Source organism: Chryseobacterium geocarposphaerae, from assembly GCF_002797535.1.
In the GTDB taxonomy this organism is placed as follows: Bacteria; Bacteroidota; Bacteroidia; order Flavobacteriales; family Weeksellaceae; genus Chryseobacterium; species Chryseobacterium geocarposphaerae.
The window spans coordinates 1,549,635-1,572,473 of record NZ_PGFD01000001.1 but is presented as its reverse complement, the minus strand read 5'-3'; the positions used below and the strand labels follow the sequence as shown (position 1 = coordinate 1,572,473).

General features: G+C 35.6%; 21 protein-coding genes. 15 read left to right on the top strand and 6 right to left on the bottom strand.

Annotation, left to right across the window (positions count from 1 at the left end; translation table 11 throughout):
* Nucleotides 1-326: 326 nt before the first annotated feature.
* Together CLV73_RS06950 and CLV73_RS06945 are read right to left on the bottom strand one after the other, a co-directional pair.
* On the bottom strand, nucleotides 327-1,868 hold the full coding sequence (locus CLV73_RS06950; protein ID WP_100376117.1) for a toxin-antitoxin system YwqK family antitoxin: 1,542 nt from the start codon (nucleotides 1,866-1,868) through the stop codon (nucleotides 327-329).
* A 120-nt stretch (nucleotides 1,869-1,988) separates the two neighbouring features.
* Entirely contained in the window at nucleotides 1,989-2,795 is an 807-nt protein-coding gene (locus CLV73_RS06945) for a hypothetical protein (RefSeq protein ID WP_100376116.1), read from the bottom strand.
* A 361-nt stretch (nucleotides 2,796-3,156) separates the two neighbouring features.
* On the opposite strand from CLV73_RS06945, the gene CLV73_RS06940 reads away from it, so the two are divergent.
* The 10 genes from CLV73_RS06940 to CLV73_RS06895 all read left to right on the top strand — a co-directional run bounded on the left by CLV73_RS06940 (nucleotide 3,157) and on the right by CLV73_RS06895 (nucleotide 14,637).
* A complete protein-coding gene (locus CLV73_RS06940) occupies nucleotides 3,157-5,394 on the top strand; it encodes an ATP-binding protein (RefSeq protein WP_100376115.1) in 2,238 nt (745 codons plus the stop codon).
* 7 nt (nucleotides 5,395-5,401) lie between these two features.
* Complete coding sequence (locus CLV73_RS06935; RefSeq protein WP_100376114.1) at nucleotides 5,402-6,025, top strand: response regulator transcription factor; 624 nt, start codon at nucleotides 5,402-5,404, stop codon at nucleotides 6,023-6,025.
* Between the two features lie 277 nt (nucleotides 6,026-6,302).
* On the top strand, nucleotides 6,303-7,181 hold the full coding sequence (locus CLV73_RS06930) for an ROK family protein (RefSeq protein WP_100376113.1): 879 nt from the start codon (nucleotides 6,303-6,305) through the stop codon (nucleotides 7,179-7,181).
* On the top strand, nucleotides 7,181-9,454 hold the full coding sequence (locus CLV73_RS06925; protein ID WP_100376112.1) for a GH92 family glycosyl hydrolase: 2,274 nt from the start codon (nucleotides 7,181-7,183) through the stop codon (nucleotides 9,452-9,454). The genes CLV73_RS06930 and CLV73_RS06925 overlap by 1 nt, the downstream gene beginning before the upstream one ends.
* 40 nt (nucleotides 9,455-9,494) lie before the next feature.
* Nucleotides 9,495-9,992 carry a cupin domain-containing protein gene (locus CLV73_RS06920; RefSeq protein ID WP_100376111.1) on the top strand — a complete coding sequence of 166 codons (498 nt, stop codon included), beginning with the start codon at nucleotides 9,495-9,497 and terminating at the stop codon, nucleotides 9,990-9,992.
* 116 nt (nucleotides 9,993-10,108) lie between these two features.
* Nucleotides 10,109-11,005, top strand: a complete 897-nt coding sequence (locus CLV73_RS06915) for a helix-turn-helix domain-containing protein (RefSeq protein WP_100376110.1) — start codon at nucleotides 10,109-10,111, stop codon at nucleotides 11,003-11,005.
* Nucleotides 11,006-11,107: 102 nt separating this feature from the next.
* Nucleotides 11,108-11,911, top strand: a complete 804-nt coding sequence (locus tag CLV73_RS06910) for an enoyl-CoA hydratase/isomerase family protein (RefSeq protein WP_100376109.1) — start codon at nucleotides 11,108-11,110, stop codon at nucleotides 11,909-11,911.
* Between the two features lie 4 nt (nucleotides 11,912-11,915).
* The gene (locus CLV73_RS06905; RefSeq protein ID WP_157798742.1) at nucleotides 11,916-12,482 is read left to right on the top strand and encodes an NAD(P)H-dependent oxidoreductase; all 567 of its coding nucleotides are present in this window, start codon (nucleotides 11,916-11,918) and stop codon (nucleotides 12,480-12,482) included.
* 130 nt (nucleotides 12,483-12,612) lie between these two features.
* On the top strand, nucleotides 12,613-13,434 hold the full coding sequence (locus CLV73_RS06900; RefSeq protein ID WP_100376107.1) for an SDR family NAD(P)-dependent oxidoreductase: 822 nt from the start codon (nucleotides 12,613-12,615) through the stop codon (nucleotides 13,432-13,434).
* 294 nt (nucleotides 13,435-13,728) lie between these two features.
* Nucleotides 13,729-14,637, top strand: coding sequence for a helix-turn-helix domain-containing protein (locus CLV73_RS06895; protein WP_100377011.1), 909 nt, complete (start codon nucleotides 13,729-13,731; stop codon nucleotides 14,635-14,637).
* Between the two features lie 33 nt (nucleotides 14,638-14,670).
* Here CLV73_RS06895 and CLV73_RS06890 read toward each other — a convergent pair whose 3' ends face one another.
* Both CLV73_RS06890 and CLV73_RS06885 read right to left on the bottom strand, forming a co-directional pair.
* Nucleotides 14,671-15,588 (bottom strand): helix-turn-helix domain-containing protein, encoded by a 918-nt coding sequence (locus CLV73_RS06890; RefSeq protein ID WP_100376106.1) that lies wholly within the window; start codon nucleotides 15,586-15,588, stop codon nucleotides 14,671-14,673.
* 37 nt (nucleotides 15,589-15,625) lie between these two features.
* A complete protein-coding gene (locus tag CLV73_RS06885) occupies nucleotides 15,626-16,429 on the bottom strand; it encodes an SDR family oxidoreductase (RefSeq protein WP_100376105.1) in 804 nt (267 codons plus the stop codon).
* 211 nt (nucleotides 16,430-16,640) lie between these two features.
* On the opposite strand from CLV73_RS06885, the gene CLV73_RS06880 reads away from it, so the two are divergent.
* The 5 genes from CLV73_RS06880 (at nucleotide 16,641) to CLV73_RS06860 (ending at nucleotide 20,875) form a co-directional block, all read left to right on the top strand.
* Nucleotides 16,641-17,375 (top strand): hypothetical protein, encoded by a 735-nt coding sequence (locus CLV73_RS06880; protein ID WP_100376104.1) that lies wholly within the window; start codon nucleotides 16,641-16,643, stop codon nucleotides 17,373-17,375.
* A gap of 32 nt (nucleotides 17,376-17,407) precedes the next feature.
* Complete coding sequence (locus tag CLV73_RS06875; RefSeq protein ID WP_100376103.1) at nucleotides 17,408-17,947, top strand: carboxymuconolactone decarboxylase family protein; 540 nt, start codon at nucleotides 17,408-17,410, stop codon at nucleotides 17,945-17,947.
* A gap of 189 nt (nucleotides 17,948-18,136) precedes the next feature.
* The gene (locus tag CLV73_RS06870; protein WP_100376102.1) at nucleotides 18,137-18,961 is read left to right on the top strand and encodes an SDR family NAD(P)-dependent oxidoreductase; all 825 of its coding nucleotides are present in this window, start codon (nucleotides 18,137-18,139) and stop codon (nucleotides 18,959-18,961) included.
* Between the two features lie 132 nt (nucleotides 18,962-19,093).
* Complete coding sequence (locus tag CLV73_RS06865) at nucleotides 19,094-19,927, top strand: alpha/beta fold hydrolase (protein ID WP_100376101.1); 834 nt, start codon at nucleotides 19,094-19,096, stop codon at nucleotides 19,925-19,927.
* Between the two features lie 57 nt (nucleotides 19,928-19,984).
* Nucleotides 19,985-20,875, top strand: coding sequence for a helix-turn-helix domain-containing protein (locus CLV73_RS06860; RefSeq protein WP_100376100.1), 891 nt, complete (start codon nucleotides 19,985-19,987; stop codon nucleotides 20,873-20,875).
* Nucleotides 20,876-20,965: 90 nt separating this feature from the next.
* On the opposite strand, the gene CLV73_RS06855 is transcribed toward CLV73_RS06860, so the two are convergent.
* On the bottom strand, nucleotides 20,966-21,451 hold the full coding sequence (locus tag CLV73_RS06855; RefSeq protein WP_100376099.1) for a hypothetical protein: 486 nt from the start codon (nucleotides 21,449-21,451) through the stop codon (nucleotides 20,966-20,968).
* Between the two features lie 10 nt (nucleotides 21,452-21,461).
* Nucleotides 21,462-22,637, bottom strand: coding sequence for an ImmA/IrrE family metallo-endopeptidase (locus tag CLV73_RS06850; protein ID WP_100376098.1), 1,176 nt, complete (start codon nucleotides 22,635-22,637; stop codon nucleotides 21,462-21,464).
* Between the last annotated feature and the right edge of the window lie 202 nt (nucleotides 22,638-22,839).

The window sequence follows — 22,839 nt, the reverse complement described above, 5'->3', positions numbered from 1 at the left end:
CTGGTAATATTTATTTTGATAAATAAAGTAGAAATTCAAAAGGCTGATCGTAAGATCAGCCTTTTAATGTAATTTAATTTGCTTCATCAATAACTGTTGAGGTTCTTTTTACTTAGACAGCTTTGATTATGAAAGAAGATTAAAGTCTAAAACTTATGAATATACAAAAAGATAAATATCAGATGAATTACCACCCAAATCGCAGGAATTTGAATTTGGACTGTTGTTGGAGATAAACTATAATGTCCTTTGTATTTAAATTTGATTTGGTGAAATACTTCCTGCGATTGGTTGGTCTTAAAATAATCTGTTATATATTTAGATATTTATAAAGATTCATAAAATTCATACTGAAGATCATCTTCGGTAATCAGGGTATTTAATGAATTGTAAGGATCCTGCTCTTCCTCCATTTCTGCAAGAACTTTAGATTCCTGAATTAATTTTCCTTCCTGGCTGAAAAGCTTTATCAGCACCCATTTTCCATTACGCTCGAGCTCCTTTAAACCGTGTTGACATTTATATTTAATTTTTCCGCTTTGAAGTACGCCATCTTTTACAACTGCTTTATTGGCAGCTTTTCCCTTAGCATACTGTACAATCTGTGCTGTGAAACCACTTTCCTGGTCAACCGGCTGACTATACGTATAGGCAACAGTTCCATTTTCATCATAAACAGTAGAATTGTATACAGTTTGATCCTTATTGATCTTTGTTTCTTTTTTTAATTTTCCATCTTCTCTGAGAGATTTTGAATTCACTAAAACGCCATCTTTATATTGCTGTTCGATAAGACCTTCGTAAAGAGTACCCGTATCAGGCATATCATCTTTATAAGTTATTGCTCCTTTCAGTTTTCCGTCCGGATCATAATATTTGATGTCCTGGATCATTTCATCCTTCAATGTCTGTTCGTAAGACAATTTCCCATCTTCATCAAAAAACTTTTTAAGAACGGAAGCTCCGTTTTTATAAGTATCGATAGAAGTAAAACCTGAATACAGATAATTGAATTGGTAATCCTCGCCTTCAAACGGTTTATAGAACTCGTTTTCTTTGTCGTAAATGTAAGCCAGATTACCTATTTGCTTACCGGTTTCGTCATAGGTTTTCTTATAGCCGTCTTTTCTGCTTTTCTTTTCTTCCTGTAGTATGTCGCCTTTTTTGGAGTAGATGATACTTTCCGTTACTATTCCGTCTTTATTTTGCTTTTCAATTTTAGCAACTTTCATCGGATCATAATAATACTCTACCGTTACATTATCCCCGGAATTTCCAGAGTTATTGGAGCCAATATATTTTCCTTTTTCACCATAGAATTTAGTTTCATACGACCCTTTTTTATTATCGGTGATGATTTCATAACGTATTCCTTTTATATCTTCGTCATAAACCACCGACCTGAAATTATCCGGAGTGTCATAGGTTGTAACCGTATTATTATAAGACATTTCTTCCGGATTTTTATACATGTAAATCTTACCTGTAAAAGTGCCATCTGCTTTATAAGTCAGATCCTCCAGAATTCTTCCCTGTTCATCAAAAGTTTTAGCCGGCCCAATCTGGTTGCCTCCGGAAAATGTCCCTGTACTCAATATCTTACCTTCAGGATTGTACCATGTAATTTTACCTTCGAAGACTTCACTTCCCGGTGTGGCATCAGAAACAAGACCTTCCATTTGAAGCGTTCCATTTTTATAATAATCTCTGATTAAGGTAAGTTTTCCTTTGCTTTCTGTTTCACGATAATATTCCATTTTGCCTGGGGTGGTTTTTTCCCAGTTTTCATCAAAATAGATTTTTTCCTGTGCACTTGCGTGAATGCTTATGATCAGGGCTAGAACCGCTGATGTAAATAATTTTTTCATGTTTTTTTAAGATTTAGGAATATAAAAAAGCCATAAAGCATATATGTGCTTTTATTAAATAATCGAAAGAAATTGCTTTTAGGGCTTATTGTAACTAAGTAAATGTTACCAGTTGATATTTTAACAATCAAATTGGATATCTGCTTCCGATACTTTTTTAATTAATTTCCCTTTGGTTGCTCTGGAAGAAAGGTATAAAATCACCCGTTCTTCTTCGTAATCTCTGTTGGCACCAAAAATGAAGTCAGGTTTCCCATCCTTATCAATATCCCCGATAAAAAGAAGCTCAACAAAAGTGTCATTAAATGATTCTTCTTCTAAGAAAAGCTGTTCCGGAGCATTAGTTGTTGATATATACAGTTTGTAATTTTTTACATTTTGAAATATTTCCTCACCATTATCGGTGGTTATTTTTTCCGATGAAAGTACCTTACCTTCTGCACGCAATGTATATTCTTGATTGGCAAAACGGAATTTCAATTTCTCTTTTGGCCAAATTTTATTTTTCCCAATTGTAATGGTCTCTACTTCACCAAGTGCCAGTTGAGGACTGTTCATCAGTAAAATGGAATTGTTTTTAGAATGAATAACCTTTGTAGAATCCCCGGAACATTCGGAAAAACCTCTGGCAATATTATAATCTGCTTTACCTAAATAATACTTTCCATTCTTTTTGTATAAATCGAGCCAGTTCTTTGTTAATTCATTGACTTCATTTTCTTCCCCCTGGTCCCGATATTCTTTAGGAATGAGAATTTCGAAAGTATCATTTATTTTTTCAGTTACTGCGGGTTTGGTTTCGGTAGTTTTATTATTTAAATGATTTTCTTTTTTATCATTGTTCGTATGGTGCTCGGTTTTTTCTGTTTTGTCTTTACAGGAAAACAGTACAATCAGGGTTGATAAAAAAATAATTCGCTTCTTCATTGTTTACTTTTTTTGATATGCTTAAAATACGCAAATCCTGGGACTCTAAAATTCCAATTCGTTATTGTAATTACAGGTATTCATATCATTAGATATTTCTTCATCATTTGTGTTTTTAGAAATATCTTGGGCAAATTTGAGGAAAATTAACCTCTAAAAAAATCCCTGATTTCAGCTAATTTTTAATGAATGAAATAGGAAGGCAAATTAGCTGAAATCAGGGATTGAAAAATTGAATAAGAATAACGATTTTTAACATCACTCTATTGACAGTATATACTGTCATATTATAATTGAATATGAAAAATAACCCGGAAGAAATGATAAAGTGATAACTTTGCACCCTTTCATCACCTAAAAAATGCTGATCAAAATTTTTTCTTTTTTTCGTTTCACCATTATTTTTATATGTCTTGTATTAACAGGCCACGGCACATCGGCACAGAAATTGACCAATAATCTGGAACAGCAATACCAAAAATATAAGCCGGGAAGCATCCGGCGAATGATGATAACCGGAAAATATGCACAAGCCCTTTTCTTTAATAAACAAGAAAATAAAGCTCTTGCCATTTTAAATGAAAATATTGCTTATGCCAAAAAGGAGACAGACGGAAAATATGCTGCTTATTTATATACAGTTGCGGCAATAAATTATAAGCTGTTGGATAATGTTAAAGCCTCTGAAAATGCGTCCAGGCTTGCCCAATTCTATGAATTAAAAACAAAAGATCAGGAAACAAAAGGATATGTAGCCTATGGACTGGGCTGGATCTGTGCCCGTAATAATAAAGAAGCTGAAGCGATCCGCTACTTTTTAAAAGCTTTATCATTCTATGAAAAATCCACTAATTCTGAAAGTTTAAACGGTAGAAAGGCATCTGTATATCGGGAACTTAATAGCATTTACGCCGATTGGAATGAGTATGAACTGCAGGAAAAATACAGTAAGTTATCATTGGAAATTGCCTTGCAGCAAAATGATCCAATGGGTTTGTTTGAGGCTTATATGGCTATGGGATATGTATATGAAAAGCGGTATGAATCTACTGAAAATAAAACTTTTATCCGAAGTGCAGAGTCATACTATATCAAAGCGATAGATACTTATAATGCCAATAAGACACGTATGCCGATTCCTTCCCATCTTTCTTTTGTGGCGATAAATCTGGCTAATTTGTATTTAAATTACTTCCCTAAATCCTACAAAGGGAAAGCGCTGTATTATGCTAATTTGGCTAAAGCCCAGGGTATTGCTACAGAAAATCATGACCATGTGGCTTCCGCAAGCGGTCTTCTGGCTGAAATAGCCTTACAGAATGGGAATAATAAAGAAGCAAAAGATTATCTGTTAACAGCACTTGCAGAATCAGAATACAGTAATGATACTAATCCGCAGATCAAGCTGGCCATTTTTGAAAACCTTTCCCAGCTTTTCCAAAATGAAAATAATTTTAAAGAGGCTATATTCTACCAAAAGAAATATATAGAAACCTTTAAACAAATCTATGATCAAAAGAATGCGGCTTTAGGCAAAAAACTGGAGGTGCAATATGAAAGGGAGAAGCAAAAGCAACAATTGCTCCGCTTACAGTTAGCCTCTCAAAAGCAGGAACAGCAGCTTAAAGAAATGAGTTGGCAAAGTTTACGGCAGGCTCAGAAATTGGAAAATCTTGAATTAACGAAAGAAAACCAGCTTAGAAAACTGAAATTTACTGAAATAGAAAACAGTAAAAAAGCCCAGGAACTTCGTTTGTCGCAACTGGAATCCTTTAATAGAAAACAAGAAGTGGATCTCTATAAAGAACGGATCAGTTATAAAGAGAAAATCAATACATTTTATATTGGTTTGACAGCTTCAGTTTCTTTATTGCTTGTACTTCTCCTTTATGCTTATTTTCAGAGAACAAAAGGTATCAGGCAAAAAGAAAAATTACATCTTCTTGAAATGGAAAAGATGACCCAGAGTTCGAAAATATCCAATCTTACATTGATGCTAAAAGGCCAGGAACAGGAAAGGGAAAGAATTGCCCGGGATCTGCACGACGGTCTCGGAAGTTTGCTTTCCGGTACCAAAATGAATCTATTTTTATTAAAGGATAAATCAAAGGATGAAGATCAGCCGCAAATAGAAAGGTCAATGGCACAGATTGATATTGCCGTTGACGAACTGCGCCGCGTTGCCCATAATCTTATGCCGGATCTGTTGCTGAAGTATGGCCTTCAGGAAACATTGACGGAATATGTGTCTCGAATGGCCACCCCGAAGCTGGATATTGATGTTCAGTTTTTATATTATACCAATCAGCTGCCACCGGAAAGTCAGTTGTTGGTTTACAGGATTGTTCAGGAATTGGTCAATAATGCTGTAAAACATGCTGTTGCAGAGCAAATTATTATTCAGTTCATCGAAAATGAATCCGATTACGTCATTATTGCAGAAGACGACGGAAAAGGATTTGACACAAGTATTCTGAATCATCTGCATTCTGCAGGATTTCACAATATACGTTCGCGGGTTGAGTTTTTGAAAGGAACAATGCAGATAGAATCCCAAATCAATATAGGAACCAATATTGAAATCAAATTTCCCAAATAAAAAGATTATGATTAAAATTGCTATAACCGATGATCATCCATTACTTTTGGAAGGCCTAAAAAATATTCTTTCCCAGCAGGAGAATTTTATGATTGTTGGCTGCTATTCCTCTTCAACTGAACTTTTTAAAGGACTGGAAAACCAGGCTTTAGATGTTTTATTACTAGACATTAACCTGTCCGATGGCAATAGTATAGATTTGATTAAACCCATATTAAAAAAATATCCGGCTATTCAGATCATGATTTTGAGTGTGCATAATGAGTTTGCAGTGATCAATAGTACTCTGGAAGAAGGTGCTATGGGATATATACAGAAGAATGCTTTGGTCTCAGAAATCATTTTAGGAATACAGACCATACTTAAAGGGGAGAAGTTTTTATGCAATCAAACTAAAAAAATTGTAGAGATGAAAGCGAATTCCGGATTAAATACGATACCTAAATTAACCCGTAGAGAAAAAGAAATTTTGCAGGAAGCATCTTTAGGTCTTACCACAATTCAAATAGCGGATAAGCTGTGCATCAGTCCACATACAGTAGAAAGTCATCGCAAAAACCTGATTGCCAAATTCAAAACCACAAATATAAGTACTGCAGTAAAATTAGCGATGGAATACGGATTAGTCTGACGATAATGAAATATAAAATTTTGGACACTTATAAAAATTATGTGGCACTATTGATATGTAATAGTGTCACATAATTTTTATCTGGTCTCTCAAATAGTATTTTAATCATAAAAGGCGGAAGAATATATAACGGAAAAACTAAAATTAGGATTTAGAGTTTCAGTCTGGAATAGGCGACAATAAGCAATGTTTGCATTAAAATACTTAACTTGCTTTCTTGTTTGTCTATTTATTTAATTTCATAATAAACTGCTAAGCAAAACAGATTGAGAAAATAATGCAAAATATACTGGGAATTGACATTGGAGGTTCACATATCACGATTGCTCAGGTGCAGCCTGAAAAACGTGAAATTATTGCTTCAACTTATATCAGGGAACATGTTGATTCTTTTGAATGCAGGGAAGTTATATTTTCCAAATGGGTTTCCGCAATAGAAAGAGGAGCTAAAGGTCTCACAAAAGAAGGGCTTTTGATAGGTATCGCAATGCCCGGACCTTTTGATTATGAAAAAGGGATTTCTCTTATACGGCAAGGGAAATATATTGATATTTACAGGATTAATATTAAAGAAGAATTGGCTAAAAGATTATCCATTTCTGAAGATCAGTTCCATTTTGTGAATGATGCTGCAGCCTTTTTGAAGGGTGAAGTATTAGGAGGCTGTGCCAAGGGTTATAAAAGAGTTTTTGGTGTAACTTTGGGGACGGGATTTGGAACCACTTTTTATGACGGGAATAAAGCAACTGATGAAGCCTTGTGGAATTTTCAGCTAAAAGATTCCATCTGTGAAGACTATTTGGCAACACGATGGTTTATCAACCGTTATACAGCATTAACAGGTGAGCAAATCTCAGGAACCAAAGATTTATTGGAAAAACCAAAAGAAATACAATCCAGAATGTTTGATGAATATGCAGACTCTCTTGCAGAATTTGTCATAAAATATGTTAGGTTCTATGATCCTGAGGTTTTGGTTATAGGAGGGAATATTGCGAAAACATATCCTTATTTTGAAGAAAAATTTAATAAGAATTTAGTAAAAAATAATATCAGTATGCCTGTTAAAATTTCTGCTATTTTTGAAGATGCTGCTATTTTGGGTGCAGCCAGTTACGTCTTGAAGAAAATGCAAAGAATTAATAAACATATATAATGAAGCCTCTATTTTCAACTTTCTTTATTGTATTCAGTATTTGGGTTTTCGGTCAGGAGGTTTCTCCTGTTGATTATGTAAATCCTTTGATGGGAACGCAGTCCAAACCATCTTTATCCAACGGAAATACTTATCCTGCAATAGGACTTCCCTGGGGAATGAATATCTGGACACCACAGACAGGTAAAATGGGTGACGGATGGTCTTATACTTATGACGCAGACAAAATAAGAGGCTTTAAACAAACACATCAGCCATCTCCCTGGATGAATGATTATGGGGCTTTTGCCATGATGCCTGGAGTGGGAAAATTGAAATTTAAAGAAGAAGATAGAGCGAGCTGGTTCAGTCATAAAGCAGAAGTAGCAACACCTTATTTTTATAGTGTTTATCTGGCAGATATCAATGTAACTACAGAATTCACGCCTACAGAAAGAGCTGCTTACTTTAAATTTGATTTCCCTAAAACAGACAGCGCGTACGTTGTGATTGACGCTCTCAATAAAGGCTCTTACATAAAGATTCTTCCCAAAGAAAGAAAAATTATAGGCTATACCACCAAATATTCCAGAGGTAAATATGAAAACTTCAAAAACTATTTTGTTGTTCAGTTTGATAAAGATTTTGATGTAACAAGAGGCTGGAAGGATGATAAATTTATCAATGACCAACTGGAGATCACAAGTGATCATGCAGGAGCAGTTGTTGGATTTAAGCTTAAAACCAAAGATGTTGTTTATGCAAAAGCAGCCTCTTCATTCATCAGTTTTGAACAGGCAGAATTGAACTTGAACAGAGAAATCGGAAAACGTAATTTTGAACAGGTAAAAGCCGATGCCAAAAATATCTGGAACAAAACTTTAGGAAGAATTGAAGTGAAAGGAGGGACGGATCAACAAATGAGGACCTTTTATTCCTCTTTATACAGAACTTTATTCTTTCCGCAAAAGCTTTATGAGATAGATGCTCAAAATAAAATAAAACATTGGAGTCCTTACAATAGCAAAATAGTAGACGGAAGAATGTTTGCCGGAACCGGCTTTTGGGATACTTTCCGTGCTTTATATCCTTTCCTGAATTTAGTCTATCCAAGTATCAACGTTGAAATGCAGGAAGGACTTGCTAATGCTTATAAAGAAGGAGGATTTTTACCGGAATGGAGCAGTCCCGGATATTCTGATATCATGATTGGAAACAATTCAGCTTCCGTAGTAGCAGATGCTTATATAAAAGGACTTAGCGGTTATGATATCGAAACCCTTTGGCAGGCGGTAAAACATGGAGCCAACAATGAAGGTCCGATCAGTGCAGTGGGACGAAAAGGAGTGGAGTACTACAATTCATTAGGATATGTTCCATATGACGTAAAGATCAATGAAAATGCTGCCCGCACTTTAGAATATGCTTACGATGATTTTTCCATCTATCAATTGGGGAAAGCTTTAGGAAAGCCGGAGTCTCAAATTGAAATCTATAAAAAAAGGGCATATAACTATAAAAATGTATTTGATACGGAATCAGGTTTAATGCGGGGAAAAAATAAAGACGGAAAGTTTCAGTCACCTTTCAATCCTTTTAAATGGGGTGATGCCTTCACCGAAGGAAACAGCTGGCATTATACATGGTCTGTTTTTCAGGATATTGACGGATTATCAAAATTAATGGGCGGAAAAAAGAAATTTGAAGCCAAACTGGATGAGGTTTTCTCATTACCGCCAATTTTTGACGATAGTTACTATGGAAGCGTCATTCATGAGATCCGTGAGATGCAGATTATGAACATGGGACAATATGCGCACGGTAATCAGCCTATCCAACATATGATTTATTTATACAATTATGCCGGAGCTCCTTACAAAACACAATATTGGGTGCGACAGGTAATGGATAAATTATATTATGCAACGCCGGATGGATATTGCGGAGATGAAGATAATGGGCAGACTTCCGCATGGTATGTATTTTCAGCATTAGGATTTTATCCGGTAACACCGGCAACGGACCAGTATGTTCTGGGAGCACCATTATTCAGGCAAGCAACAATTCATCTGGAAAATGGTAAGAAAATTGAAATAAAAGCACCTGAAAACAGTGCTAAAAACTTTTATGTAAAATCATTAAACCTGAATCTGCAGCCGTACTCCAAAAACTGGTTGAGCCATAAAGAATTGATGCAGGGAGCAGTGTTAGAGTTTCAAATGAATAACCAGCCCAATAAAGAGAGAGGTTCGCAGGAAAAAGATTTCCCGTATTCCATGTCAAAAGAAAAATAAAATAATAAATAAACAAAAGCAATATTTAAAGAAATAAAAAATGAGTGCAGAAAAACAACAAATATTTGAAAGAGTAGAAAAAATGCTGACATCACAAGGTTTTAACATCGTTACGAAGGATGACACAAGACCTTGGGGCGGTTTTTTTGTAATTGATGAAAACCAGGCTCAGGATTTTGCCAATCAGTATTTTGATAAAATTGATGTAGAAAATCTGCGAATAGGCGGAAAATTAAGCCCTAAAATTCTTTTGGTTGCCCCAAAAACAAGATTAAGCTGGCAATATCACAATAGAAGAGCCGAAATATGGCAGGTGGTTGAAGGAGTAGTCGGAGTGAAAAAAAGTAATAATGATGAAGAGGGAAATTTAATAGAATACTATCCTAAAGATCAGATAAAACTTCAACAAGGAGAAAGACATCGCCTGATAGGTTTGGAAGACTGGGGTATTGTTGCAGAAATATGGCTACATACAGATAAAGATAATCATTCAGATGAAGACGATATAATAAGAGTACAGGATGATTTCGGGAGATAGCACCGATCCGAATCTGGCTTATAAAATTTCTAGGTAAAAGTTTTCTGATGTTACGATTTAATATTCCTTTTCTAAATTAAAAGTAAATTATATAATAATTTCGCAACTTTGCTCCTATGAAAACTTTCAGCGATCTTACAAATTATAACAAATACCTGAATCTCACAGCTCCTCTGCATCCATTGATGGACAGCAGGGTCTGCAAACAGGCCATTCCAAATTTTCCGCAGGCGAGTAGTGAAATTCAGGTTAATATGTTCAAGATTTCGCTGAAGAAAAACTTTACCGGAGACATCAATTACGGAAACAATAAATATTATACCGAGAACGGATTGATGCTTTTTAGCGAACCGGGACAGGTCGTTTCCTGGGATAGCCTGACTTTCTGGGACGGTTATGCTTTTGTTTTCCATCCTGATCTCATTAAACAAAATCCGGTTGCTGCCAAAATCCATCAGTATAAATATTTCAGTTACGAGATCAATGATGCGTTGTTTATGACTGCGGAGGAAGAAGAGACTATTACCTGGCTTTTTACAAAAATTCATATGGAGCTGGTGGAAAATAAAACCAATGCCAATATCAATATTATTCTGTCGCTGTTAAATGTCGTGCTTTCGTATGCAGATGTTTTTTATGAAAGACAATTTAAAGACAAAGCCACAAAAACCCTTTCAGTGTCTTCAAAATTAAAAAGCTTCCTGCAAAACCATTATAACGATCTATCCAAACCCGTTTCAAATTTTCCTACCGTCTCGTCTGTTGCCGAAGAGCTCAATATGTCTTCCAACTATCTTACAGACCTTATCCGTGCAGAAACCGGGAAAAGTACCATCAGCATTATTCAGGAATTTGTGATTGAACAGGCCGAAATTCTGCTTCTTCAGACCAATATGAATATCAGCGATGTGGCTTACCAATTAGGCTTTACGAACGTTCCTTATTTCTCCAGATTTTTTAAGAAAATTAAAGGTATTTCTCCTACAGAAATCAGAAATCAGAGAAAAGGATAAGATATTCCCCGATTTGTGTTAAAAATCCAGTATTTGTGCAATTAATTTTGAACAGACAAAAAGTTATGTCTTAAAGATTTACATCAATTTAAAATTATTACTATGATTTTTACAACACAAAAAATAACAGAAAGCTATTGGAAAGTAGCCATTAATCATCCTCCGGTAAACGTATTCGATCCTGAATTTTCAGTTCAGTTAAGAACATTAATGGATGAATTGGAAGCCAACGAAAATTTGAAAGTAGTGGTTTTTGAAAGTTCCAACCCGGAATTTTATGTCGCTCACGCAGAATTGGTCAATATTTTTGATTTTCCGAAAGGTGAGGGAAAAACAGGACTTTCAAAATCTTGGCCTGATGTTGCCAAACGTCTCGAACAGGCTCCGTTTGTAAGCATAGCCTCTATCAGAGGAAGAGCGAGAGGGTTGGGAAGCGAGTTTATCCAGGCTTTCGATATGCGTTTTGCAAGCAAGGAAAAAGCTGTTTTTGCACAACCCGAAATTGGAATCGGCTCTTTTCCCGGCGGAGGTGGATTGGAGCGTCTTCATTTGTTAACAGGGAAAGCAAGAGCTCTGGAAATTATTTTGAGCGGCGACGATTATGATGCCCAAACTGCCGCTGATTATGGTTGGATCAACCGAGCATTTCCGGATAATGAACTGGACGCATTCGTAGAAAATTTGGCAAAAAGAATCGACTCATTTGATTTGAAAATCATCAGGAAAATAAAGGCAACGATGAACGAAAGGGTAATTATTCCAAAAAATGAACATATTATGGAAACGCAGATAGCCTTCTTCGCATCATTAACAGAGCCTGAAGCGAGAACCAGAATTAAAAAACTCTTAGACCAGGGATTACAAACCTATGGCGATGTTGAACTTAACCTTGGAAAATATTTGTAATTCAATGAAAGCATTAATCATCAACGGGCACATCAAATGGCCGCAAATTGCAGAAGGAAATCTTAACAAAACCATTTTTGAGAAAAGTAAACAGGCTTTCAACGTAAAAGGATACGAAATTCTGGAAACGGTCATTGATAATGGCTACGAAATTCCAGAGGAAATCGAAAAGTGGGTAAATGCCGATGTCATTCTGTTTCATTTCCCGATCAACTGGTTTGGAATGCCTGCAAAAACAAAAGATTATATCGATAAAGTTCTGATGAGCGGCTACGGAAAAATCTATGCCGGAGACGGCAGGAATAGTGGCGGAAACTACGGAACTGGCGGTCTTCTGAAGTCTAAAGGAATCATTGTGAATACCTGGAACGCTCCCGAAGAAACTTTTGGAAACTCAGGTCAGTTGCTGGAAAATCATTCAATGGAAGAATTTACCAGGCCTTTCACAGCTACGCTTCAGTTTGTGGGCGTTCAGCCGTTACCGACGTTTGCTTTTTATGATGTATTCAAAAATCCGAATATCGAACAGGAGCTGGTTTCTTTTGAAGAACATCTTAAGAATCATATATAAAATAATTAATTGAACAAGCCAGAAACGTTCCGTAATTCTGTGCTATTCTTCCGCTGATTTGAGCTACAAGCTTGGCTTCGATGCGAGATAACTTTGTCTTATCAAAATTAAATAACAAAACAATTTAAAAATGAAAAAGACAATTTTTATCACAGGAGCATCAAGAGGATTTGGAAAACTTTGGACAGAAGCTTTTCTTAAAAGAGGCGATAAAGTAGCGGCAACATCAAGAAATGTGGAAGCTTTTAAAGATCTGGCAGAACAATACGGAGATCAGTTTTTGCCTGTTTCTTTGGACATTACAGACCGGGAAGCAGTTTTTGAAGCAGTAAATAAAGTTAAAAATCACTTTGGAAGTCTGGATGTTGTTATTAATAATGCGGGTTATGGCGTTTTCGGAGCGGTAGAAGAAGTAGGAGAGAAGGTGGCCAAAGATGTTTTTGAAGCGAATGTTTTCGGGACACTTTGGGTAACACAGGCGGCTTTACCGATTTTCAGAGCGCAGGGAAGTGGCCACGTGATCCAGCTGTCAAGTGTTTTGGGCGTTTGGAGCTTGCCTACTTTGGGAATTTACAATGCGACAAAATTTGCTGTGGAAGGCTTCAGCGAAGCTTTGGCAACAGAAGTGAAAGATTTTGGAATTCACGTTACGATGATTGAGCCTAATGGTTACACAACCGATTTTGGCGGAAGCTCGGCAGTTCACGGTGATGCCATTCCGGCTTATGATGCTTTAAAATCGAGTTTAGGAGAAGCAGAAGGTCTGTTACCTGAAGATTATGGAAAACCGGAAGCAACGGTTCCTGCGATTTTGAAATTAATTGACAGTGAGAATCCGCCGCTTCGTTTATTCCTGGGAAAAGTAGGATTGAGGAAAACGGAAAGAGTGTACGCAGAAAAACTGCGGGTCTGGAACGACTGGAAAGAAGTTTCAGAAGCAGCTCACGGATAAAGTCAGTTACTATATAAAACAGAAGTGCTTTTCATTTCTATTTTTAATTGAGTAAATTTGATTAAATTCTGTTTAAACTAATTTTTAAATTTAACCACAAAAGATACAAAAGCAATTTTTACAAATGGATAATAAAAAGCTCTCAAAAGGATAAAAATCAAAGATTTTTAAAAGCTTGCGTGTTTTTATTTTCAGTTTAATTTGTGACTTTAAATATTTTATCTAAATCTTTTGTGCCTTTTGTGGTTAAATAAAAAAATTCAAGACATAAAAGCTTCTAACTCCAAATTGAATATGGAAAAAATCAATCACTATAAAAGCATCACAGAGCTGCATGAAAAAAGCGGATTTGAACCTCCGAAAAATCCTTTATTAAGTCTAATGACCTGTAAAGAACTGATGACGTACTCGGTAGGGGAAGACCGTTTTACAGGAGACTTTTATATGATTGGTTTAAAGAAAATAAAATCGGGCTACGTTTTGTATGGAAAGACCAAATATGATCATAACAATGGTTCCGCGGTTTTTATGAAACCCAGACAGATTATTGAGGTGCAAAATGTACAGTTTGCAGAAAAGGGGTTTGTGATGTTTTTTCACGAAGATTATTTGTCAGGACATCCGCTGAATGACCAGATTAAAAAATACGGCTATTTTGAATATGAAATTAATGAAGCGCTTCACATCTCGCCTTCTGAAGAAGTGATTATGTGGGAACTGTATGAAAAAATCAGAAGAGAATATGAGGAAAATTCTGATGAGTTCAGCAGGGAAATTATCCTGTCACATATCGATTCTATTTTAAAATATTCTGACCGTTTTTACAAAAGACAGTTCATTGATCGCAGTTCCAACGTTTCCGGAACAATGGTTAAAAAATTCCTTACGGTTTTAGATAACTATTTTAAGGAAAATAAGCACTTGGAAGATGGTTTGCCTACAGTAAATTTTATGGCTAATGAATTAGCTGTTTCGCCCCGTTACCTTAGTGATATTCTGAAGCAGGAAACCGGAAAAACAGCGTTAGAGCACGTTCATATTTACTTAATTAAAGAAGCTAAAAATCTTTTGCTGAGTTCAGAAAATAATGTTGCCGGAATTGCCTATGATTTAGGTTTCGAAAGCCCGTCCTACTTTACAAGGTTGTTTAAAAAAGTGGTGGGTGTTACACCTGTCCAGTATAAAAAAGAAGCGGCGAAGTAGTTATCATCAAAATTTTTTTAAGATATTTTTGATTTAGTTCTGCCCGGGAAACTGTTTTCTGAAGTGCAGCGGCGAAATCCCGGCCTTGGCCTTAAAGACCTTGGTAAAGTGTGAAGGATGCTCAAATCCGAGTTCATAAGCAATTTCACTAACCGTTTTTGAAGTTCCCAAAAGTATATGCTTTGCTTTTTCAACCACATTAAGATGAATATGCTCAATGGTTGTTTTCCCGGTAGATTTACTAAGCAGGTCCGATAAATAATTGGGTGAAAGATTAAGCTTTTCGGCAAAATATTTTACTTCGGGAATGCCTTTTTCAATCAATTCTTCATCATTAAAATAATCATTAAGGAGACTTTCAAAGCGTTGTGTTATATCGTTTCCTGTTTTGTTGCGGGTAAAAAACTGCCGGTCGTAAAATCGGTCTGAGTAATTCAAAACCATTTCAATCTGATTTAAAATCAAGCCTTGTGTATGTTGGTCAATATTCTGGGAATATTCTTTTTTAATTCTTACAATCACCTCATCAAGCAAAATTTTTTCATCTTCCGAAATGTGAAGTGCTTCATTGCTGTCATATTGGAAAAAACTGTACTTATGAATTTTTCTGCCTAAATCTGAGCCGTAAATAAAATCAGGATGAAATGCCAGAAACCAGCCTTCCTCAATCTCAGTATCCGCGCTCGGACTCATCACCTGGTTCGGAGCGGTAAACATCAAAGTTCCCTCCTGAAAATCATAGGTTGAACGCCCGTATTTTAAACTTCCTTTAAATTTTTTGTAAATTATCATATACAAATCAATGGTGTAAAGGTAGTTCGCAAAATTCTTGTCCGGACGGGTAACATTTTTCAAATCAATTACCGTAATCAAAGGATGTTTTGGGCCTCCATAATTGTAAAAACGGTGTAGATCCGAAATAGTTTGTATTGAAATGAAGGCTTCTGACATTTTTCTGATTTTAGTTAAAATTAAAGTTTTCTAATGATTAATTCTGCATCAGTCTCAGAAAATCCTCCTCAGAATTTTTGTTTTTCAGATCAATGTAAAACTGCGCATCTTCGCCAATCACATATCTTAGTTTGGAAAGTTGATCGGTTGCGGCGCCTAAAATAGTTTCTGCAACGTCTTCTGCGCTTGCTTTGGGAAGATGTTCTGTCCGTTTGGTGAATTTTGGGATAAATGCTGCCAATTCCGTGTTGTATTCTTCAATCGTATTTTGAATCATCTCGATTCCGCTTCTGAAATTAGTAGCAATGCTTCCTGGCTCTACAATTTTCACATTAATTCCAAATGGAGAAACTTCAAAATGCAATGCTTCGGAAAATCCCTCCACCGCAAATTTTGAGCTGTTGTACAAACTGGCAAATGGTCCCGCTGTAATACCTCCGAAAGAAGAAATATTAATGATGGTTCCCTTTTTCTGATTTCTCATAAGGGGTAAAACAGCTTTGATAACATTCATCAGGCCAAAAACATTGACTTCAAACTGTTTCTGAATCTGTTCAGGGCTTGAAGATTCGAAAACGCCCATCAATCCATAGCCTGCACTGTTCAAAAGAACATCAATCGAACCGAATGTTTCTGTTCCTTTTGCTATCGCTTCCTGAATTTGTTGAGGATTTGTAACATCCAGTTTTACCAATAGAACATTTTCAAGAAGATTCAGTTCTTTTTCGTTTTCCAGGGAACGCATAGCGGCAATGACATTCCATCCGTTTTGCTGAAATAATTTAGCGCTTGCTTTTCCCAATCCCGATGACGCACCGGTGATCAATACTGTATTTTTCATAATGAATTTGTTTAAAATCTCTTTGCAAAGTTCCGATAAGCAAATACGATTCGCTTGTCGATTTTACGGAATGTCTTATACATTTCTACGATTTCGGTTGGGTAATTCTGTGCTATTCTTCCGCTGAAATGAACTAGACTTTAGGGTTGAAGCCGAGCTAACTTTGTCTCAACAAAATGAAACAAATCAATAACAATCAAAAAATTATAAAATGGAAACTTCAACTCAAACATTGGTCAATAAAATTTTAAACGCTCACGGAATCAATAATGCTGCAGAATTTCAGACGGTAAAAATCCATACCCGAATCGGTGGTGCAGTGTGGAGAATGAAAGGACACGAAAACGCTTTAAGCGATGTACAGTTTATCGGTTCTTTAAAAGAGCAGAAAAGCATATGGGAAAATATTTTTAAAGAAAACTACAGTTCATCTTTCGAGCCCGGAAAAGTTCAGTTATTTGACGAAAACGGACAACTTATAGAATCTTTGGAAAACCCTCGAGAGTCTTTTAAAGGTCATACGGTGGAAACGCCCTGGACGAGAGCTCAGCTTATTTATTTCTCCAGCTATGCAACCTGGAATTACACAACGGCTCCTTTTAATTTTCTGGTTCCAGGAGTGGAAATCAATCATCTTGGATTTTGGAATGAAAACGGTGAAATATTGGATAGATTAGAAGTGATTTATCCCGATGGTTTCGCTACTCACAGCAAAAGACAGATATTTTATTTTAATGAAGACGGACTTTTAAAACGTCACGATTATTGGCCTGAAGTTTTGGGCGGCTCTTCCGCAACGCAGATTATTGAAGACTACAAAGAATTTGAAGGCATAAAAACAGGAACAAAGAGAAATATTTATGTTCTGAATGACGAAGATAACTCTTACAATAAAGATTTTGTATTGGTTTCCATCGATATTCTGGATGTAAAATTTGAAAAATAAATTATAATAAATAACATTAAAAATCATAAAAAATGAAAACAATTTCAGTACCTGAAAAAGAACAGCTAAGTTTTGGTGCACAGAGCATTTTAGAATCTGTAGAGAAAAAAATGGGGAAAATTCCCAATTTGTATGCGACCATAGGTTATTCATCATCCGCTTTAAAATCGATGTTAGAAACCGAGGCGTCTTTGGCTCACGATTCATCATTTACGGCAAAAGAAAGAGAAGCCATCAATCTTATCGTTTCACAAGTCAACGAATGTGATTACTGTTTGGCGGCACACACGACTTTAGCGAAAATGAGAGGCTTTACAGAGGAAGATACGCTGGAAATCAGAAAAGGAAGTTTTTCAGAGGGAAAATTAGACGCTGCGATTAAGTTGGCTCAATCTATTGCCAACAATAAAGGCAATGCAGGAAACGGAGCTTTAGAAAATTTCTTCAACGCAGGCTTTGATGAAAAAGCTTTGATTGAACTGACAGCTTTGGTGGCGCTGAGAAGCTTTACCAACTATGTATTTGCCAACACTCAGATTCCTATTGATTTTCCTTTGGCACAGGCTATTTAAGAAGTGTTTTAATAATAAGTATTTAGTTTTAAGTGAAAGCCTTCCGGATGTATTTTCGGAAGGCTTTTTTTATTGAGAAATTTTTTCCAAAACGTATTTCTGTGCTATTTTTAAGCTAAAATGGGCTACCTATTCGGATGGGTTTGATGATAACTTTGCTTCATTCAATAACACTAAAAAATTAAAACAATGAGTAAAATAGTTTTTATCACAGGAGCATCAAAAGGATTCGGAAAATTATGGGCTGAAGCACTTTTGGAAAGAGGAGACAAAGTAGCGGCAACAGCAAGAAACGTTTCTGCATTACAGGATTTGAAAGATAAATACGGAGATCATATTCTTCCTTTGAAGCTGGATGTCAACAACCGTTCAGAAGTTTTTGCAGTGACGGAACAGGTGGAAAAACACTTTGGAAGAATTGATGTTTTGATTAACAATGCAGGTTTCGGCTTATTCGGAACGACGGAAGAAACAACGGAACAACAGGCGAGAGAACAGATGGAAACCAACTTTTTCGGTTCACTTTGGGTAGCACAAGCCGTTTTACCGGTGATGAGAAAACAGAAAAGTGGGCATATCATTCAGATTTCCAGCTTTTTGGGATTAACGACTTTGCCGCTTTTAGGATTGTATAACGCATCAAAATTTGCAGTAGAAGGCTTAATTGAAACCATTGGTTCGGAAACGGCACATTTGGGAATCAAAACCACTTTAATTGAACCTAACGGATTTGCAACAGATTGGGCGGGAGCTTCTGCAGTTCAAACTTCTTCGGATATTGCAGATTATAATCCGGTGCGGGCGGCTTTTGCAGAAAGTGGAGAAAATCCGGATACCTGGGGAAAACCGGAAGCAACAGTAGAACCTGTTTTAAACCTTATCGACAACCAAAATCCTCCGCAAAGATTATTGTTTGGTAAAATTGCTTATCACGTCGTGAATGAAGTTTACACGAAAAGATTAAATGATATTCAAAACTGGAAAGAAGTGAGTATCGCAGCTCACGGTCATTAATTAAAAAATTCAAATCAGCGGAATAATAACATCGTTTTTTTTTGTGCTAATTTTCCGCTGTTTTGATAAATTATTTCCAACCAAATATTTCCAAGTTTGAATTAATACATATCAAGCAAAATCTTAATACTTATGAAAACGACAGCCTTAAACGCAGAAACAAAATTCGCAGAAATTAACAACAATAAAATTGCTTACAGACAATTCGGAAACGGAGCTCCGTTGTTCTTTGTCAACAGATTCAGAGGAATTATGGATACCTGGGATCCTTTATTTCTGGATTCACTGGCAGAAAAAAATACAGTCATTCTTTTTGATTATCCGGGAATCGGAAGTTCAGAAGGTGAGTTGCCTTTGAATATTGTAGAAGTGGCGGGTACGGTTCCGGCTTTGGCAGACCATTTGGGAATCGATAAGTTTAATGTCTTGGGTTGGTCTTACGGCGGATTGGTGGCGCAGGCTGTTACCTTTCAGAATCAGAAAAGAGTATTAAAAACCGTTTTAATCGGAACCAATCCTCCGGGAGAAAATGCAATCCCAATTGAGCAGGTGTTTTTTGACCACGCTTTAAAACCTATTAATGATCTGGAAGATGAATATTATCTGTTCTTTGAGCCGGCTTCCGAAAAAAGCAGACAGGCAGCCAAAGAATCTCACGACAGGATAGCGCAGAGATTAGAGCGTTCGTTGATTCCTTCTACAATGGAGGTTTTCCAGAGATATATTGCGGGTTCGGGAACAATGAAAGAAGATAAACTGAACTTCAGAGAAGGCTATAAAACCCTAAAATCTCCCGTTCTGGTTATTTCCGGGGACCACGACATCAGCTTTGCGACAGAGAACTGGTTTCCGCTATTGAGAAATGCACCTACAATGCAGCATATTATTTTAAATGATGCGGGACACGGTCCTCAACATCAATATCCGGAGCTTACGGCAGGATACATCAACCTTTTTTTAGGATAGTATAATTTCTGTTTTTAGTTTCGGTAAAATTAATTTAACTTAGATAAAATTAAACCGATGCAACATTACAAAACCCTTACCGAATTACATTTGGGTAATCATTGGGACGCTCCGGAACATCCGCTTTTCAGTATGATCGGCTGCCAGTCGGAGTGCAAATTGGGGAACAGAGAGTTTACCACAGATTGTTATGTGATAGCTTTCAAAAAAATAAAATCAGGGATTTTTATGTACGGCCGCACACCGTATGACCACGACAATGGCTGTCTGTTTTTTGCGAAACCAAGACAGATTATTGAGATGAAAAATCTTGAGTTTGAAGAAAAAGGCTATATGCTATTGATTCACGAAGATTATCTGAACGGCCACGAGCTTTTTAAGGAAATTGAAAAATACAGTTTCTTCGATTATGAAGTGACGGAAGCTTTGCATCTTTCGCCAAAAGAAGAGCAGATTATCCTGGAACTTCACTCGAAAATTCAGAGCGAATATTTTAATAATCCTGATGAATACAGCCGTGATATTATTTTAAGTCATATTTCATCGATTTTAAAATACGCACAACGATATTACAAACGACAGTTTATCGACAGAGCGCAGGTGACAGGAAAGACGGCTTCAAAATTCAATGATGCGTTGAGAAAATACATCGGCGAAGGTTTATTGGAAAAATACGGACTTCCGAATGTCGCTTTTTTAGCCGACCAGCTTTTTGTGTCGCCAAGATATCTGAGTGATTTGTTAAAACAGGAAACAGGAAAAACCGCAATGGAACTGATTCACATTTTTATGATATCAGAAGCAAAAAACCTGTTGAGGTTAGGAGAAAAAGGAGTTGCTGAAATCGCTTACGAATTAGGCTTTGAAAATGCTTCTTATTTTACAAGATTGTTCAAAAAACAGACAGGAATGAAGCCTTTGGAATTCAGGAAGTCGCAGATGAATTAAATTTTTTATTTTGAACTAGTAAATCATCACTCAAGATTATAATTTCGAGTGATGATTTATTAACTAAAAATTGTTTTTAAAAAGTTTTTTTTAATCTTGATGTCCGTAACCAAGTTCTTCGTTTTTGCTCCAAAATGCAATGAATAATTCGGCAGGAGAACTTTTTGTACTTGTCCAATCTGCAACTATTTTGATTGCAAGTTCCAAGTCATCCAAATATGCCATTCTTCCATCGCTTCCCCTGATTCCTTTTTCATCCTTTTTTGCTCCACGATTTATTAGGATATTTTTTTCATCATATATTATTCTTCTTACCTCTTCATTTTCTTTACCTTTAGGGAGATTGTCTTTTAATAGTTTTGTTAGTCCGTGATAATAAAGTTGGAATTTTGTTACAGGGTCATCAATTTTTTGACCTAGTAATTTTTCTGCCTCATTTTCTACGGCTAATTCTGCATCTAGATTTAAAACAAGCTGTTCACCTTTGATTTCTTCGGCTTTTTGTAGAATTTCCAATCTTTCTAAATCTTCTTTAGAAAGTTTTTCTTCTATTAATTTCTTTTTATTTTCGTCCATTATGTTTTATTTATACGGTTAATAAATCTCTCATTTTTTTTGCTGTTTCTTTAATCGAATCAACATCCCAATTAGCAATATTCAAATTTTTCGTTGCTAAAGAAATATTTGGAAATTGTTCTTTAAATGCTCCCCAATAATCATTTCCAATTTCTGCCTGTCTCCATTGGAATTGCGAATAAATTATGCAGGGATGAATTTGATTTTGTTCGGCAAAACGAGATACCATCACTTTATTATGAATCATCTTCTCTATATATCTCATTTTTTCCTCAGAAATCAAATACTCGGAAGCAAAGTTGTTGGCTTTATCTTCTTGCAATAAAAATAAATCTGGTTCTCCTGTTAGATGATAACTTGTTTTTGCTATTATATCTAAATCATATAAAACGTGATGTAGCTCGTGAATCAAAGCAAACCAAATTGTGGCGTAATTTTTATTATAGTCGGTTATTACAATACAAGGCTTATCGTTAACAAAAAAGGTTGCACCTCTAATGTGGGTTTTGGGTAAAGATGGTTGAAAAATGACCGTTACTCCAACGTTATATAATGCTTGAAAAATAGTTTTCAATCCATTTTCAATATTCCTTGTATAAGGCTTTATCTTTGGAATTAATTCAATCAAACTTCTTCTTTCAAATTCATTAGGATTATTAATTAGCTCAAAATATTTGTAACTGGATTTTATCCAAAAATCCTTCATTTTGTCACTATAGGTTTTTTTTGTCCTACTAAAAAGAACATCATTTAAAGTAGTATCATATTCGTAAATAGATTTTATACCGAAGAATGTACAGATTCTATTTTTTAACTCTTCGAGTTCCGATTTTTTGTCCAAAAATCCTAGAGATGATAAAGTCTTTAAGTCAAAATATTTATTAATAAATGTTATATCCATTGAATCTTGGAGGTCTCCAATTTCTTCTTGAGGTCTATTATGATAATGTAATATTAAAAGTTTATCAAAATCTAAATCTAAAAACTCTCCAAGTTTTATTAATTTACTAATATCAGTTTGTTTAGAGGTTTTATATATTATCGAATCTAGACTTTTTCTTTCAATCCCCGCAAGTTTCTCAAACTGAGTTTTTGTCAAGCCAGAACTTTCTAGTTTTTCAACTAATAAATCCTCTAAAGAAGGACCATCATAATTAAAACTTTTATTTAAAATTGAATTTATCATTTATGAGGTAAATTTACCTCAAAAGTATAAAATTTAATTTAAAAACCAAAATAATAGAGGTGAATTTACCTTTTTTTAAAATTAATTGGTTTTGTGATTTAATAATTCTGATAAATATTTTTTCTAAAAAGATTTTTTTCATTTCTGTAAATCTGTGCTATTCTTCCCCCGAAATGTATTATTTATTCAGCCGGAATGCTTC